The following is a 15,218-nucleotide window of genomic DNA, read 5'->3' on the forward strand; positions in this document are numbered from 1 at the left end:
CTCCCTCAGGGAGAGGGTAGGGTGAGGGTTGTTTAACCCATGACCACAACCGCAACCTTCTCCTTTACCCATCGCCCCCTTATTCCCTTTGCGCATGATTACCTTCATGGCGACAGCGAGCCGTGGCATCAGCACGACTGCGCCCAGCTGCTGCACAGCCTGAGCGGCGTGGTGCGGGTGGACACCGCCTCCGGCAGTTGGGTTGTCCCACCGGGGCGCGGCGTCTGGCTACCGGCGGATACACCGCATTCCCTGCGTATCTCCGGCAACGTTGCTGCCCGCACGCTGTTTATCGATCCGCTGGCGCGCGCCGATCTCCCGGCCACCTGTCAGATCGTGCAGATTTCCGCGCTGTTGCGCGAGCTGATCCTCGCCTCCCTGACGCTTCCCGAGTCTTACGCGCCCGGCAGCCGCGATGAACGCGTGTATGAGTTGATTCTGGATGAAATCCGCGTGATGCCGGTGCTGCCCTTTCATCTGCCCGAACCGCAAAGTGAACCGTTACGTACGCTTAGCCTGCGTATTCGCCATTCTCCGGGTGAACCCTGGAGCAGCGCCCAGGCTGCCAACGCCCTCGGGATGAGTGAGCGCACGCTGAACCGCCATTTTCAGCAGCAGACGGGGTTACGCTACGGCGAGTGGGTGAGAAGGGCGCGTTTGCTGGAGGCGCTGGTACGGCTGGCGCAGGGCCAGCCGGTATTACGCGTGGCGCTGGATCTGGGCTACGGCAGCCACAGCGCCTTTACCGCAATGTTCCGCCGGGTGATGGGCATTTCACCCAGCGAGTATTTCAAAGACGGTTAACCGACGGCATTCAGCAGCGCCTGCAGCGAAGCGCGCGCCACGTCGCTGTCGATCCCCACGCCCCAGCGGCTGCTGCCGTCCTGGAACAGGCAGCGAATATAGGCCACTGAACGGCTGTCGCTGCGCTCGCCCAGCGTGTGTTCGTGATAATCCTTGATCGCAAACGGCGCATTGATCCAGCGGCTCAGCCCGTTAGCCGCGGCGGATAACAAGCCGTTTCCCTGTCCGTCCAGCTGGCGGATTCCTCCCTCGGTCAGGATACTTGCCGTCAAGCGTAACAGCCCGTCCTGCTCGCTGTCGCTGCGATAGGACTGCAGCGCAAAGCGCGGCGTCGCCACCAGGCCGTAGCGGCTGCGGAACAGCTGCCAGAGCGCGTTCTGGGTCATCTCTTTTCCGTGACGGTCGGTTTCCTGCTGCACGTGCTGGCTAAAGTCCTGCTGCAACGCACGGGGTAATTTCAGCCCATGATTCTGCTCTATCAGCCACGCGCTCCCGCTCTTACCGGACTGGCTGTTCACGCGGATCACCGCTTCGTACGTGCAGCCAATATCCTGTGGGTCGACCGGCAGATAAGGCATCTCCCAGCGCGCGTCAGGCTTGCGGGCATCAAAACCTTTTTTAATCGCATCCTGATGCGAGCCGGAAAACGCGGTGTAGGCCAGCCGGCCGGCCCACGGATGGCGCGGATGAACCGGGAGCTGATTACAGTTTTCTACCACTTCCACCACGCGCGCCATCTCGCTGAAGTCGAGGTTCGGGCTAACGCCCTGGCTGTAGAGGTTCATCGCCAGCGTTACCAGGCAGACGTTGCCCGTGCGCTCGCCGTTACCAAACAGGCAGCCCTCCACGCGGTCGGCCCCGGCCATCACGGCCAGCTCCGCGCTGGCAACGCCGGTGCCGCGGTCGTTATGCGGGTGCACGCTGATACAAACGTCGCGGCGGCGGCTAAAGTGGCGGCAGAAATACTCAATCTGATCGGCATAGACGTTCGGCGTGTTGACTTCTACGGTGGCGGGTAAGTTGATCACCATCGGGCGTTCGGCGCACGGCTGCCAGATGTCCGCCACGGCTTCGCAAATCTCCAGGGCAAACTCCGGCTCGGTGAAACAGAAGGTTTCCGGCGAGTATTCATACTGCCAGCGGGTTTCAGGGTTAGCCTCGCAAAGCTGACGGATCAGGCGCGTGGACCGCGTGGCCAGCTCCACGACGTGCGTCTTCTCCATGCCGAACACCAGGCGACGGAACAGCGGGGCGGTCGCGTTATAGAGATGCACCGTGGCCTGTTTTGCGCCGCGCAGGGACTCAAAAGTGCGGAGGATCAGATCTTCCCGCGCTTGGGTTAACACCTGAATCGTGACGTCATCCGGAATGCGGTTCTCTTCAATCAGCTGGCGAACAAAGTTGAAGTCGGTCTGCGAGGCCGACGGAAAGGCGACCTCAATCTCTTTGAACCCACAGCTCAGCAGCAGATCCCAGAACTGCAGCTTGCGCGCGCTGTCCATCGGCTCGGCAAGCGCCTGGTTGCCATCGCGTAAGTCCGTTGAGAGCCAGCGTGGCGCATGGGTAATGCGCTGTTCAGGCCAGCGGCGGTCGGGCAATGAAACGGTAGGATAGGGGTGGTATTTGTCGGCGGGTGTATTCAGCATGATGCGCTCCTGTTGTCTTTTCACTATCGTGAATCGATTTCAGGTGCGCTGCTTTATCGGAACTGACAATCGCTGTCGCGTTTTGGACAAGGGTGGCGATGGTTGCCCGGTGGCGGCTACGCCTTACCGGGCCTACGGATGTGCCGGTTAACATAGGCCGGATAAGCGTAGCCGCCGCCCGGCATCCTGCACAGAAGGTTAGTGCGCGCCGCCGCCGCCGCTACCGGCACCAAACGGTGGTCTGGCAAACCACACCAGCCCCAGCAGGACGAGGAAAATCCCTGCTGAGATCCAGAAAATCTCGTTGGCGGAGATAATCAGCCCCTGGTTGGTAATCTGCTGGGCGATCCAGCCGGACGCCTGCTGCTCCGTCATGCCCATACCCTGCAGCTGGCTGTACATCTGCTGGGCATTCGGGTTAAACGGATTCACCGCTTCCGTCAGCTGGGCATGGTGCATCGATTCGCGGTTTGTCCAGAGCGTGGTGGTGATCGATGTCCCGATGGAGCCTGCCAGCGTTCGGGTAAAGTTCGACAGGCTCGACGCCGCCGCCATGCGCTCAGGCGGCAAGCCGGAAAGCGTGATGGTGGTGAGCGGCATAAAGAAGCACGCCACGGCGAAGCCCTGAATAAACTGCGGCCACGCGGAGGCGCCAAAGTCCATGCCCGGTTCGAAGGTATAGGCTCGCCAGTAGAAGCACACGGCATACATAATGAAGCTGAACGTCACCAGCCTGCGCATATCGAGCTTGTGGGCGAAGCGGCCAATAATCGGCGACAGCAGCACTGGGATCAGCCCAACCGGCGCAGAGGCCAGCCCTGCCCAGGTTGCGGTGTAGCCGTATACCTCCTGCAAAAGCTGCGGCAGCAACACAATTGCGCCGAAGTAGAGCATATAGGCCAGGCTGATACACAGGCAGCCGATGGTGAAGTTTCGCGACTTAAAGAGCGAGAGATCGACAATTGGGTTATCGTCCGTCAGCTCCCAGACAATCAGGAAGCTCAGCGAGATCACCGCGACAACCGTCAGAACGATAATCTCTTTCGAGTTAAACCAGTCCAGCTCTTTACCCTGATCGAGCATCACCTGCAGGCTACCAATCCCCAGCACCAGCAGCGCCAGGCCAACGGCATCAATTCGCCGCTGCTCGGTTCGGGTTTCGCGACCACGCAGCGTTTGCAGGGTCAACATCACCACGACCGCGCCAATCGGCACGTTGATGAAGAAGATCCAGCCCCAGTGATAGTTATCGCTGATATAGCCGCCCAGAATAGGACCGCAAATCGGGGCGACAATCACCGTCATTGACCACAGCGCCAGCGCGATAGAGCGTTTGGCGGGCGGATAGTTGTTGAGCAGCAGACTCTGCGACAGCGGAATCAACGGCCCGGCAACGATCCCCTGGATCACGCGGAAGAAGATCAGCATGGTCAGGCTGGATGACACGCCGCACGCCCACGAGGCGAGAACAAAGGCGATAGTCGACCAGAGGAACAGTTTCACCTCACCGACGCGCTTCGCCAGCCAGCCGGTGATGGGGATAGAGATGGCGTTCGCCACCCCGAACGAGGTAATGACCCAGGTTCCCTGGCTCAGCGACGAGCCAAGGTTGCCGGCAATCGTTGGGATCGCCACGTTTGCGATGGTGGAGTCCAGCACCTGCATGAATGTCGCCAGCGAAAGCGCAATGGTCATAATGACCAGTTGCGCCCCTTCCAGCGGTTTTTGCGGCTTTTGCTGTTGCATAGCGCTCACCTTCGGCTTAACCGGCGTTTGCCTTCACGATGTCATCGATCAGCTTGTTGACCGGATCGAGGTTAATTTCACGGGCGTTACTTTCGTACGCCGGGCTGCTACGCACCTGGCTTGCCAGGATCTGCCCGTCGCGGTTGGCGGTATCGACCGTCACCAGCGTGGAAAGGCCAATACGCAGCGGATGATCCGCCAGCTGTTTGGCATCCAGTTCGATACGCACGGGCAGACGCTGAACCACTTTGATCCAGTTACCGGTGGCGTTCTGCGCAGGCAGCAGGCTAAATGCGCTGCCGGTACCCATATCGAGACCCACCACTTTACCGGTGTATTTCACGTCATCACCGTAGATGTCGCTGACAACGGTTGCGGTCTGGCCGATACGCATGTGGGCAAGCTGCGTCTCTTTGAAGTTGGCATCCACCCACAGGTTGTTTGCCGGAACCACCGCCATCAGCGGGGTCGTTGTGCCGATCTGCGCGCCAGGCTGAACCGAGCGGCGAGAGACGTAGCCGGTCATTGGGCTGACGATTTTGGTACGCTGCAGGGCAAGCCATGCGTTACGCACTTCGGTCGCCGCCTGTTTTACCGCAGGCTGGTTTTCCAGACTGGTGCCCAGCACCATCGCCTGGTTGGCGTTGTATTGCTGAATGGCGACATCCAACTGGGCCTGCGCGCTGGCCACGGCGTCACGCGCGTGCTGCAGCTCTTCACGGCCAATCAGGTTGGCGGTGCCGAGCGGAACGCGACGGTTCAGGTCGCTCTGGGCCTGCGCCAGTGCGGTTTTCTGCACGTCGATGCTGGCCTGCAGCTGTTTACTGTTGATCATCAGCTGGCGGGTCTGACGCACGCTGGAGGCCAGCTGCGTCTGCGCTTTTTCAAACGCCTGTTGGGCGTCGGTCGGGTCGAGCGTGACCAGCACATCGCCTTTTTGCACAAAGTCGGTATTGTCAGCCCAGACTTTCGTCACGCTGCCCGACACCTGCGCCATAATTTGTACCTGGTTCCCTGCCACGTAGGCATCGTCCGTCTCTTCGACGTGACGCAATACCAAAAACCAATAAATCCCATATGCCACGGCAATAATAATAAAGAGCAAGGTCAACAGAAGAAGGGCGCCCTTACGTTTACCTTTCTTGTTGGCCGGTTGCTGCGGGTTGGTGGTCTCCGCATTTGCGCTCATTGTTGTTCTCCACAATCTTCTTATTTTCACATCGGCTGAGCCGACCTGTTGTCAGAAAGGCCAGCAGTATTACGTGCTGGCCTGTCGATTTTCTTTTTAAACTCTGGATGTTCGAGCGTGTTGTCGCGTTAGCGCAGCGCCTCAAGAACGGCGCCATCTTCATCCATCTGGTCCAGACGGGTAAGAAGTTTGCGCGTAATTTGCTCAAGCTGCTCGCGCTCGGCGGTGCTGAGGGCAGACCAAAGCTGGTGCAGGCAGTTGTGCTGAGGTGGCAGCACCTCACGCAGGAATTGGTGTCCTTTATCGGTCAGTTGCAGATGCAGGCAACGACGATCGTTATCGCTTTCACGGCGCTCAATCCAGCCGCGTTTTTCCAGCTCATCGGCGATACGGGTAGCATTGGTGCGGGACGAGCCCAGCGCGCAGCTCAGCTCAGACGGCTGAATACTGTGGTTTTCCTGAGACTCCAGCGTAATCAACGCCATAAATAACGTCTCGTTAATCCCTTGAGCTTTCAGCATCTTATTACGGTTATCCAGCAGCTTACCCTGCATGTGCATGCACAGGCGGGTCAACAGGATCTCCTGATACGGGAAGTCCTCATGACGACTGGCGCGGAATTTAAGCATTTGTTCAATGGGCGTAAACGAACTATCCATTTGGGCATAACCTCATTAATTACAGCCGATATAGTAACGATAGTGACAAATAATGTAAATGAATTATTTGTGCGGTTATATCCGCAGCATGAATGTCACCATCATAAAGCGCCGGGTAGGTCCGTGACCCGGTGAGCACAGAAAGGGCGGGGAATTTCCCAGGGAAGGAGGATGTGAGGACGGGGGTCTGAACTATTCATGCCGGTTGTAAATATGTCACCCACATTAAAATTTCTGGGATAAATGATTACGTTTACATTAACAGAGAGCAGGGCCCCTTTACACCCTAAGAGGCCCAAAGCAATGTAAAACTTAATGAATCGCGTCCTGCCGATGATAGCCGCGCCACCAGACCAGCAGGTTCAGCGTGGCGACAATGGCCCCGATGGCGCAGACGCCCGTCCAGCCGGCATGCTGCCAGGCAGAGGCCGAAATCAACGACCCGGCTGCACCACCGATAAAGTAGCTGGTCATGTAGCCCGCGGTCAGGCGGTTACGCGCTTCAGGCTTCACCCGGTAAATGACGGTCTGGTTAGTGATGTGCACGCCCTGCACGGTGAGGTCGAGCACCAGAATACCGACGATCAGCGCCAGCACGGAAACATGTCCATACCAGATAGCGGCCCACGAGAGTAGCAACAGCACCAGCCCGGCGCTGGTGGTCATGTGCGACTTGCCCTTATCGGCCAGCCCACCGGCCGGACGCGCGCCCAGGGCACCGGCCGCCCCCGCGAGGCCAAACAGGCCAATTACGCCTTCGGAATAGTTAAACGGCGGCGCAGCGAGCAGGAACGCCATCGATGTCCACAGAATGCTAAAGTTGGCAAAAGTGAAACAGCCCAGAATAGCGCGGGTGCGCAGCAGTTTATCCTGAGTGAACAGGCTAAAAACGGAGGCCAGAAGCTGGGGATAGTTCAGGTGGTTTTCCTGCTTCACCTTTGGCAGACCGCGCCACAGCGCCAGGGCCATGATTACCATCAGCACGCTCGCCACCCAGTACACGGTACGCCATCCGCCGAGACTCGCCAGCAGCCCCGCAACGGTTCGCGCCAGCAAAATCCCCAGCAGCAGGCCGCTCATGATGGTCCCGACCACTTTGCCACGCTTTTCCGGAGCGGCAAGCGTAGCGGCGAGCGGGACCAGAATTTGCGCCACCACCGAGAACAGCCCCGTCAACGCGGTGCCGAGGATCATCATCCCCAGCGACTGGCTGCTTGCGGTGATCAGCATGCCGCCTGCGGCCAGCAGCGTCATGGAGACAATCAGCATGCGACGCTCAAACATATCCCCGAGCGGGACGAGGAACAGCAGCCCTGCGGCATAGCCGAGCTGCGCGGCCGTTACAATAAAACCCGCCGAGCTGGCAGAGAGGTCAAACGCGCGGGCGATGGTGTCGAGCAGAGGCTGTGCGTAATAGTTGCTGGCGACGGCAAGGCCCGTTGCCACAGACATTAAAAGGATAAGCGCCGGGCTAAGCCCTTGAGTTGATTTGGTCATCAGGTTTGCGGATCGTCAGTTGAGTGATTATTTTTCCGGAAACCATCATACCGAATGATTGAGAATGTTGGGGAGTTGTTACGTGGTGGATTGTGCGGTTTAGGTCTCCCTTACCCTGACCCTCTCCCGGAGGGAGAGGGCAGGAGTGAAGGGACAAAGCATTACTTCTGCGCGGCCAGCGCCTCTTTCACCCAGCCATCAAACTGCTGCTGGTGGGCTTTGATCCAGCCGTCGACATGGCCTTTCACGTCCGCTTCAGACGATTTGCCGTCATGCATCATGGCGTTCTGGGCGTTGATGTCCGCCAGCGGCAGTTTCATTACCGAGAACAGCTTCGCCGCCGCCGGGTTTTTCTCAGCCCAGGCTTTGTTGGCAACGATGTGCATGGTATTGACCGGGAAGCCGTAGTTCATGCCGTTCGGCAGCTTAGTGTCGATATCTTTCTGCTCGCCCGGCAGAGAAGAGAACGGCACCTGCAGCCACACCACGTCTTTACCCGGCTTCAGCACGTCGCTCACCCAGTATGGGGTCCAGGTGTAATAGATAACCGGCTTACCCTCTTTGAAGCGGGCAATGGTATCGGCCATCATCGCCGAGTAGTTGCCGTGGCTTACGTCGACGGTTTTCTCCAGATCGAAGGCTTTGTTCTGGTGGTTAATGACCGCCTCGCAGCCCCAGCCCGGTGAGCAGCCCATCATATCGGCCTTGCCGTCACCGTTGGTGTCGAACAGTTTGGCGATCTTCGGATCTTTCAGCTGTTCAATATTGGTGATGTGATACTGCTCGGCGGTTTTCTTGTCGATCAGATAACCCTGCGCCGCGCCGGTCACGAAGGTGCCTTCACGATAAAACTTCTTGTCCCCGCCCGCAGCGGCATACATGTCGTCGTGCAGCGGCTGCCAGTTAACGGCGGTGAACGTCGCATCGCCGGAGGCAATGGAGGTGTAGCCCACGTTGTAATCCACTTCGCTCGGCGTGTTCACCGTGTAGCCCAGTTTTTCCAGCGCGCGGCTGACGATCAACGTCTGGAAACTCTCTTCCGAAATGGTGCTCTGCACCGGCTGTACGGTGATGCCTTTGCCCGGCAGGTCTGCCGCAAACGTGCTGGTGGAGACAAGGGTGGCAAACGCTGTGGCAAAAAGTACCTTATGTCGCATCGTTGTTCCTTATTTTGATTTCGTGAAAGGGCGGGTGATTAACCCGACAGGGCCGGTGGTATACCAGCGACGGTTGCCGCGACTGCGTGAATCACGACCGACGGCCTGGGTCAGGCGGTCAAGAATAATGGCGAGGATCACAATGCCCACGCCGCCTACGGTAGCCAGCCCCATATCGAGCCGGCCAATGCCGCGCAGCACCATCTGGCCCAGACCGCCCACGGCGATCATCGAGGCGATAACCACCATCGACAGCGCCAGCATCAGCGTCTGGTTAACGCCTGCCATGATGGTTGGCATGGCCAGCGGAAGCTGAACCTTAAACAGCATCTGACGCGGGCTTGCACCGAACGAGCGTGACGCCTCAATGAGATCGGCTGGCACCTGGTTAATCCCCAGAATGGTCAGACGAATAATCGGCGGCAGGGCGAAGATAATGGTCACCACCACGCCCGGCACGTTACCAATACCGAACAGCATGACGATAGGTACCAGGTAGACGAACGCAGGCGTGGTCTGCATGGCGTCCAGCAGCGGGCGAATGATCTTCGCCGCCCGCGGGCTTCGCGCCAGCCAGATCCCCATCGGCAGGCCGATCACCACGCAGAAGAGAAGGGCGGTTAAGACCAGCGCCAGGGTGATCATCGCCTGCGACCATGCACCAATCGCCCCGATGGCAATCAGCGAGATCAGCGTGGCGACCCCCATCCCCGCGCTGCCAAACTGCCAGGCGATCAGGGAGAACAGAATAATCGCCACCGGCGCGGGCATACCCAGTAACATCTGCTGGAAACCGTTCAGGATGTAATCCACCGGGACGCGGATCCCCTGGAATACCGGGCGGAAGTGCGTCACCACCCAGTCGATCCCCTCGGTTACCCAGCGGTCGAGCGGGATCAGCGTTTTGTGGAACGGATCCATAATATTGAAGTGTTCAGGCGCCGGTGCAGGCGCGCTGTTGAGCCAGTCCGCCGTGCCGCCATCGGTTGGCGCAGGCGTGGATGACCCCCACGCGTCGGCAGATTGTGCAGCGCTGTCTGCTGCTTCAGTGGTGCCCCACGGGTTAGATTGATCAGCCATTGTTTGTCCCCTCGCGATCTAAAGCCTGCAGCAACATGCGTTTTGAGATGATGCCGACGTACTGTTGTTCTTCACCGACGACCGGAACGGCACAGGGTGCCTGGCCAACGTGTGAAAGCAGCTCGCTAAGCGGCGTTTCGGCGTCCACGGCAAGCGGGGCGTCGATCACGGCCGCATCAATGCTCTGATTTTCAGCCAGAGCGGTTTTCAGGGAGTCGATGGAGACCACGCCAACAAATTTGTTACCGCGTTCAACCAGATAACCGTATTCACGGTCTTCATCCTGCAGCAGTTTGAGCGCGGAGCGTGGGCCGAAGCCTGGCGTTTTGCGAATGATGCCGTTCGGCGTGCGGCGCGCAATATCTTTGGCGCTAAACACCTGGCTAATATCCACACCGCGGAAGAAGGTTCGCACATAATCATTCGCCGGATTATTGAGTATTTCATCCGGTGTACCGACCTGCACGACTTCACCGTTTTGCATAATGGCAATGCGATCGCCAATACGCATGGCTTCATCAAGATCGTGAGAAATAAATACCACGGTTCGTTGATGTTTAGCCTGTAATTTTACCAGCTCATCCTGCATTTCAGTACGAATTAGCGGATCGAGCGCGGAGAAGGCTTCATCCATTAATAAAATATCGGGATTAATGGCTAATGCGCGGGCTAATCCTACGCGCTGACGCATCCCACCAGAAAGTTCATCTGGATAAGCGTGGGCATAATTTTCAAGGCCCACCTGACGTAATGCATCCAGCGCTTTTTCCTGACGTTCAGCGGCGCCTGCGCCTGCTAATTCCATGCCAAAGGCGGTATTATCTAATACCGTCATGTGTGGCATCAGCGCAAATGACTGAAAGACCATTGCAATCTTCTTTCTGCGCACCTCGCGAAGCTCAGCATCTGATATTCTGGCGATATCCACGCCATCAATCAGCACCTGTCCACGGGTGGGTTCAATCAGGCGATTGAGAAGGCGAACCATAGTGGATTTACCCGAACCGGATAATCCCATGATGACAAAAATCTCGCCTTCTTCAATGGCCAGACTGGCGTCTTTAACGCCAAGCGATAGCCCGGTTTTTTCCAGAATTTGTTCTTTCGAGAGGCCTTTCTCAATATATTTGAATGCGCGCTGCGGATGCTCGCCAAATATTTTATAAAGATTTTTCACTTCTAATTTAATTGCCATGCAATATAGAGTGTCCTGTTATTTGTTTATGTCGATATCATTACCATGGTAAATAGTTAACTGGCATTACCCTAACATACTCAGAATCTGAGACAACCCTGGGTTTGCTTATGGCACGAATTTTGCCACAGGCGAAACGGCTGAATTTCCCATGATAGAAGGGCTGAGGGCAGTTTCAATTTTTCTCAATTTTTTGTTTCTGCATCGGGAAATTTCGCCTGTATCGAAGAGATTCAGGCGAATATGACGTGGAAATTACAGTGTAGTAGCCAGGGAAATATAAGGGAGAAAATCATGGGATTTATCATAAATTAATGAACGTTAATTATCCCCTCACGCTGCCCTGAGGGGAGAGGGCAGCGTGAGGGGAATAATGATTTAAAAATCCCAATCCTCATCTTCAGTTTCAACCGCTTTGCCCATTACGTAAGACGATCCGGAGCCGGAGAAGAAATCGTGGTTTTCATCAGCATTGGGTGAAAGCGCCGCCAGAATGGCCGGGTTTACGTCCGCCATGTCCGGTGGAAACAGCGCCTCGTAGCCGAGGTTCATCAGCGCCTTATTGGCGTTGTAGCAGAGAAACACTTTGACCTCGTCCTCCCAGCCGGAGCCGGCGTACAGCGCCTCGGTATAGCTCAGCTCGTTGTCATAGAGATCCATCAGCAGATCCAGCGCAAAGCCTTTCAGCTCCTCGCGCCGGGCTTCGCTGACGCTCTCCAGCCCTTTCTGATATTTATAGCCAATGTAATATCCGTGTACGGCTTCATCGCGAATGATCAGACGAATCAAATCGGCGGTGTTGGTCAGCTTGCCGCGGCTCGACCAGTACATCGGCAGCCAGAATCCGGAATAGAACAGGAACGATTCCAGAAATACGCTGGCGATTTTCTTCTTCAGCGGATCGTCGGCCTGATAATACTCCAGCACCAGGTTCGCCTTGCGCTGCAATGATTCGCACTCCTCACTCCAGTCGTACGCGGCGTCCACATCTTTGGTCTGACACAGGGTTGAGAAAATCGAGCTGTAGGAGCGGGCGTGAACCGCCTCCATAAAGCTGATGTTCGACATCACCGCCTCTTCATGCGGCGTCAGCGCGTCACTCATCAGCGCGGGCGCACCCACGGTATTCTGAATGGTGTCGAGCAGCGTCAGCCCGGTAAAGACGCGGATGGTCAGCTGCTGCTCGGCGTGGCTAAGCGTTTGCCAGGCCGGAATATCGTTAGATAACGGCACTTTCTCTGGCAACCAGAAGTTGCTGGTCAGGCGGTTCCACACCTCCAGGTCTTTATCGTCCTGGATCTTGTTCCAGTTAACGGCACTCACGCGTGACAGTTTCATCCTTTCTCCTTACAGCGCGCAGGACACGCAGCCTTCGATTTCGGTGCCTTCCAGCGCAAGCTGGCGCAGGCGAATGTAGTAGAGCGTCTTGATGCCTTTCTTCCAGGCATAGATCTGCGCCCGGTTGATATCGCGCGTGGTGGCGGTATCCGGGAAGAAAAGCGTCAGCGACAGACCCTGATCCACATGTTTTGTCGCCTCGGCGTAGGTATCGATGATCTTCTCCGGGCCGATCTCATACGCGTCCTGATACAGGGCCAGGTTCTCGTTGGTCATAAACGGGGCCGGGTAATAGACGCGGCCGGTTTTGCCTTCCTTGCGGATCTCAATTTTGGACACAATCGGGTGGATGCTCGACGTGGCGTGGTTGATGTAGGAGATCGACCCCGTGGGCGGCACCGCCTGCAGGTTTTGGTTATAGATGCCGTATTGCATCACCTCATCGCGCAGTTGCTGCCACATCGTGCGCGTGGGCAGCGTGACCCCGGTGCGGGCAAACAGCTGGCGCACCATTTCGGTTTTCGGCTGCCAGTCATTTTCCAGATACTGATTAAAATACTCGCCGCTGGCGTAGCGCGACTGCTCAAAGCCCGCGAACCGCTGGCCGCGCTCGCGCGCCAGCATCATTGAAGTGTGCAGCGCGTGCCAGGTGATGGTGTAGAAATAGAGATTGGTGAAATCCAGCCCTTCGGGGCTGCCGTAGGCTATTCCTTCGCGCGCCAGATAACCATGCAGGTTCATCTGCCCAAGGCCGATGGCGTGCGACGCGGCGTTGCCTGCTTCAATCGAGGGCACGCTGCGAATATGGCTCATGTCCGACACCGCCGTAAGCCCGCGTACGGCGGTCTCCACGGTGCGGCCAAAATTGGGGGAGTCCATGGTGTGCGCAATATTCAGCGACCCGAGGTTGCAGGAGATATCCTTGCCCACGTCGGCGTAATCAAGGTTTTCGTCATAGGTCGACGCCGCGTTGACCTGCAAAATTTCCGAGCACAGGTTGCTCATGTTGATGCGCCCGGCAATCGGATTGGCGCGGTTTACCGTGTCCTCGTACATGATGTACGGATAGCCGGACTCAAACTGGATCTCGGCGAGCGTCTGGAAGAAATCGCGGGCGTTTATGTACTTTTTGCGGATGCGATCGTCGGCCACGAGTTCATCGTAACGTTCGCTTATCGCCACGTCGCCAAAGGCTTTACCGTAAAGACGTTCGATATCGTAGGGTGAGAACAGCGCCATATCGGCATTCTCTTTCGCCAGTTGGAAGGTGATATCCGGGATCACCACGCCAAGCGACAGGGTTTTAATGCGAATTTTTTCATCGGCGTTTTCGCGTTTGGTATCCAGAAAACGCAGGATATCCGGGTGGTGCGCATGCAGATACACCGCCCCGGCTCCCTGACGCGCCCCCAGCTGGTTAGCGTAGGAGAACGCATCCTCGAGCATTTTCATCACCGGAATAACGCCGGAGGACTGGTTTTCGATGCGCTTAATCGGCGCACCCGCTTCGCGCAGGTTAGAGAGCAGAAACGCCACGCCGCCGCCGCGTTTGGAGAGCTGCAAAGCCGAGTTCACCGCCCGGCCAATCGACTCCATATTGTCTTCAATGCGCAGCAGGAAGCAGGAGACCAGTTCGCCGCGCTGCGCTTTCCCGGCGTTGAGAAAGGTTGGGGTGGCTGGCTGGAAACGGCCCGAGAGGATCTCATCGGTGAGTTGCACGGCCAGCGCCTCATCCCCCTGCGCCAGGGTGAGTGCCACCATCACCACCCGATCCTCGAAGGTTTCGAGATAGCGTTTACCGTCGAAGGTTTTCAGGGTGTAGCTGGTGTAATACTTCCACACCCCGAGAAAGGTCTGGAAGCGAAAACCCCTGGCGTGCGCATGCTCGAACAGCTTAACGATGGCGTCACGCCCGTAGCGGGCGAGCACGCGCTCTTCGTAGTAGCCCTCTTTGACAAGATAATCGAGACGCTGTTGGATGCTCTCAAAAGCCACGGTGTTCGGGCGAACGTGGGTGGCAAAAAAGGCGTCCACCGCATCATGGTCTTTGCCAAACTGAATGTGCCCCTCACGATCGTAGAGGTTAAGCATCGCGTTTAATGCGTGATAATCCGGTGTCGCCTGGACTACGGGTTCTGCGGTTGTCGTTGCCAAAATTCGTTCACTCCTTTACGCACGTTTTCTACGTCCTGCTGTGTCCCCATCAGTTCAAAGCGATAGAGATACGGCACGCCGCATTTTTGAGAGATGACATCCCCGGCGCGTCCAAACGCATCGCCGAAATTACGGTTACCCGCCGCGATCACGCCGCGGATAAGCTGTCGGTTTTGAGGATCGTTAAGAAAGCGGATCACCTGCCGGGGCACGGCCCCCGCCGTTCCGCCGCCGCCATAGCTGGGCACCACCAGGATGTAGGGTTCAGTCACCTGAATCCGCTCCCGCTCGTTGAGCGGAATGCGGATCGCAGGCAACCCGACGCGCGCCATAAAGCGGAGCGTGTTTTCCGAACTGCTGGAGAAGAAGACCAGCCCACTCATGCACGGGCGGCCTGGGCGGCAAGGCGGTTGATCATATCCGGGCGAAAGCCAGACCAGCTGGTTTCCCCGGCGATAACCACCGGCAACTGCCGGAAACCCTGCGCACGCAGGGAGTCTGCGGCGTCCGGGACCGTGTCGATATTCACCATCTCAAACGCAACGCCGCGGCTTTCCATGGCGCGTTTGGTGGCGTGGCACTGAACACAATTGTTACGAGTGTAAATAATAATGCTCATGATTCTTATTTCCATTTAGAATGAGAAAGCGGCGCGATGTATCGCGTCAGGTTGTGTGTATCTTGCTAAAGGGAATACTAGATGTAGTTGTGATAAGTTTCAACCATACAAGATATGGGAAATTTAGATTGATA

At 57.2% G+C, this 15,218-nt stretch carries 13 protein-coding genes; 1 reads left to right on the plus strand and 12 read right to left on the minus strand.

What is annotated here, in order from left to right:
* Positions 1 to 39 precede the first annotated feature (39 nt).
* Entirely contained in the window at positions 40 to 804 is a 765-nt protein-coding gene (locus I6L58_RS17930) for an AraC family transcriptional regulator (protein WP_088208664.1), read from the plus strand.
* Here the strand turns inward: I6L58_RS17930 and leuA are convergent.
* The 12 genes from leuA to nrdH form a co-directional block, all read right to left on the minus strand.
* Positions 801 to 2,450 carry a 2-isopropylmalate synthase gene (gene leuA, locus I6L58_RS17935; protein WP_088208665.1) on the minus strand — a complete coding sequence of 550 codons (1,650 nt, stop codon included), beginning with the start codon at positions 2,448 to 2,450 and terminating at the stop codon, positions 801 to 803. The genes I6L58_RS17930 and leuA overlap by 4 nt on opposite strands.
* A 198-nt stretch (positions 2,451 to 2,648) precedes the next feature.
* Complete coding sequence (gene emrB / locus I6L58_RS17940) at positions 2,649 to 4,196, minus strand: multidrug efflux MFS transporter permease subunit EmrB (protein ID WP_006178151.1); 1,548 nt, start codon at positions 4,194 to 4,196, stop codon at positions 2,649 to 2,651.
* Between the two features lie 16 nt (positions 4,197 to 4,212).
* Positions 4,213 to 5,385: a multidrug efflux MFS transporter periplasmic adaptor subunit EmrA gene (gene emrA / locus I6L58_RS17945; protein WP_006178150.1), complete on the minus strand. Its 1,173-nt coding sequence runs from the start codon at positions 5,383 to 5,385 to the stop codon at positions 4,213 to 4,215.
* A 128-nt stretch (positions 5,386 to 5,513) separates the two neighbouring features.
* Positions 5,514 to 6,044 carry a transcriptional repressor MprA gene (gene mprA / locus I6L58_RS17950; protein ID WP_006178149.1) on the minus strand — a complete coding sequence of 177 codons (531 nt, stop codon included), beginning with the start codon at positions 6,042 to 6,044 and terminating at the stop codon, positions 5,514 to 5,516.
* 312 nt (positions 6,045 to 6,356) lie between these two features.
* Entirely contained in the window at positions 6,357 to 7,541 is a 1,185-nt protein-coding gene (locus I6L58_RS17955) for an MFS transporter (RefSeq protein ID WP_006178147.1), read from the minus strand.
* 161 nt (positions 7,542 to 7,702) lie between these two features.
* Positions 7,703 to 8,698 (minus strand): glycine betaine/L-proline ABC transporter substrate-binding protein ProX, encoded by a 996-nt coding sequence (proX, locus tag I6L58_RS17960; RefSeq protein ID WP_006178146.1) that lies wholly within the window; start codon positions 8,696 to 8,698, stop codon positions 7,703 to 7,705.
* Positions 8,699 to 8,707: 9 nt separating this feature from the next.
* Positions 8,708 to 9,778: a glycine betaine/L-proline ABC transporter permease ProW gene (gene proW, locus I6L58_RS17965; protein ID WP_058608494.1), complete on the minus strand. Its 1,071-nt coding sequence runs from the start codon at positions 9,776 to 9,778 to the stop codon at positions 8,708 to 8,710.
* Complete coding sequence (proV, locus tag I6L58_RS17970; RefSeq protein ID WP_006178144.1) at positions 9,771 to 10,973, minus strand: glycine betaine/L-proline ABC transporter ATP-binding protein ProV; 1,203 nt, start codon at positions 10,971 to 10,973, stop codon at positions 9,771 to 9,773. The genes proW and proV overlap by 8 nt, the downstream gene beginning before the upstream one ends.
* Before the next feature lie 378 nt (positions 10,974 to 11,351).
* Positions 11,352 to 12,311, minus strand: a complete 960-nt coding sequence (nrdF, locus tag I6L58_RS17975) for a class 1b ribonucleoside-diphosphate reductase subunit beta (protein WP_088208666.1) — start codon at positions 12,309 to 12,311, stop codon at positions 11,352 to 11,354.
* A gap of 9 nt (positions 12,312 to 12,320) precedes the next feature.
* A complete protein-coding gene (nrdE, locus tag I6L58_RS17980) occupies positions 12,321 to 14,465 on the minus strand; it encodes a class 1b ribonucleoside-diphosphate reductase subunit alpha (RefSeq protein ID WP_088208667.1) in 2,145 nt (714 codons plus the stop codon).
* Positions 14,438 to 14,848: a class Ib ribonucleoside-diphosphate reductase assembly flavoprotein NrdI gene (gene nrdI, locus I6L58_RS17985; protein WP_058608491.1), complete on the minus strand. Its 411-nt coding sequence runs from the start codon at positions 14,846 to 14,848 to the stop codon at positions 14,438 to 14,440. Before nrdI ends, nrdE begins: the two co-directional genes overlap by 28 nt.
* Positions 14,845 to 15,084: a glutaredoxin-like protein NrdH gene (gene nrdH, locus I6L58_RS17990; RefSeq protein ID WP_042321774.1), complete on the minus strand. Its 240-nt coding sequence runs from the start codon at positions 15,082 to 15,084 to the stop codon at positions 14,845 to 14,847. The genes nrdI and nrdH overlap by 4 nt, the downstream gene beginning before the upstream one ends.
* Positions 15,085 to 15,218 lie beyond the last annotated feature (134 nt).

Origin of the sequence: Enterobacter cancerogenus, from assembly GCF_019047785.1 — a bacterium.
Lineage (GTDB): Bacteria > Pseudomonadota > Gammaproteobacteria > Enterobacterales > Enterobacteriaceae > Enterobacter > Enterobacter cancerogenus.

Excerpts from the sequence above, each read along its gene's own strand:
- nrdF (WP_088208666.1), bottom strand. The coding sequence starts at position 12,311 with ATGAAACTGTCACGCGTGAGTGCCGTTAACTGGAACAAGATCCAGGAC.
- proV (WP_006178144.1), bottom strand. The coding sequence starts at position 10,973 with ATGGCAATTAAATTAGAAGTGAAAAATCTTTATAAAATATTTGGCGAG.
- nrdH (WP_042321774.1), bottom strand. The coding sequence starts at position 15,084 with ATGAGCATTATTATTTACACTCGTAACAATTGTGTTCAGTGCCACGCC.
- leuA (WP_088208665.1), bottom strand. The coding sequence starts at position 2,450 with ATGCTGAATACACCCGCCGACAAATACCACCCCTATCCTACCGTTTCA.
- emrA (WP_006178150.1), bottom strand. The coding sequence starts at position 5,385 with ATGAGCGCAAATGCGGAGACCACCAACCCGCAGCAACCGGCCAACAAG.
- emrB (WP_006178151.1), bottom strand. The coding sequence starts at position 4,196 with ATGCAACAGCAAAAGCCGCAAAAACCGCTGGAAGGGGCGCAACTGGTC.
- I6L58_RS17955 (WP_006178147.1), bottom strand. The coding sequence starts at position 7,541 with ATGACCAAATCAACTCAAGGGCTTAGCCCGGCGCTTATCCTTTTAATG.
- proW (WP_058608494.1), bottom strand. The coding sequence starts at position 9,778 with ATGGCTGATCAATCTAACCCGTGGGGCACCACTGAAGCAGCAGACAGC.
- I6L58_RS17930 (WP_088208664.1), top strand. The coding sequence starts at position 40 with ATGACCACAACCGCAACCTTCTCCTTTACCCATCGCCCCCTTATTCCC.
- nrdI (WP_058608491.1), bottom strand. The coding sequence starts at position 14,848 with ATGAGTGGGCTGGTCTTCTTCTCCAGCAGTTCGGAAAACACGCTCCGC.
- mprA (WP_006178149.1), bottom strand. The coding sequence starts at position 6,044 with ATGGATAGTTCGTTTACGCCCATTGAACAAATGCTTAAATTCCGCGCC.
- proX (WP_006178146.1), bottom strand. The coding sequence starts at position 8,698 with ATGCGACATAAGGTACTTTTTGCCACAGCGTTTGCCACCCTTGTCTCC.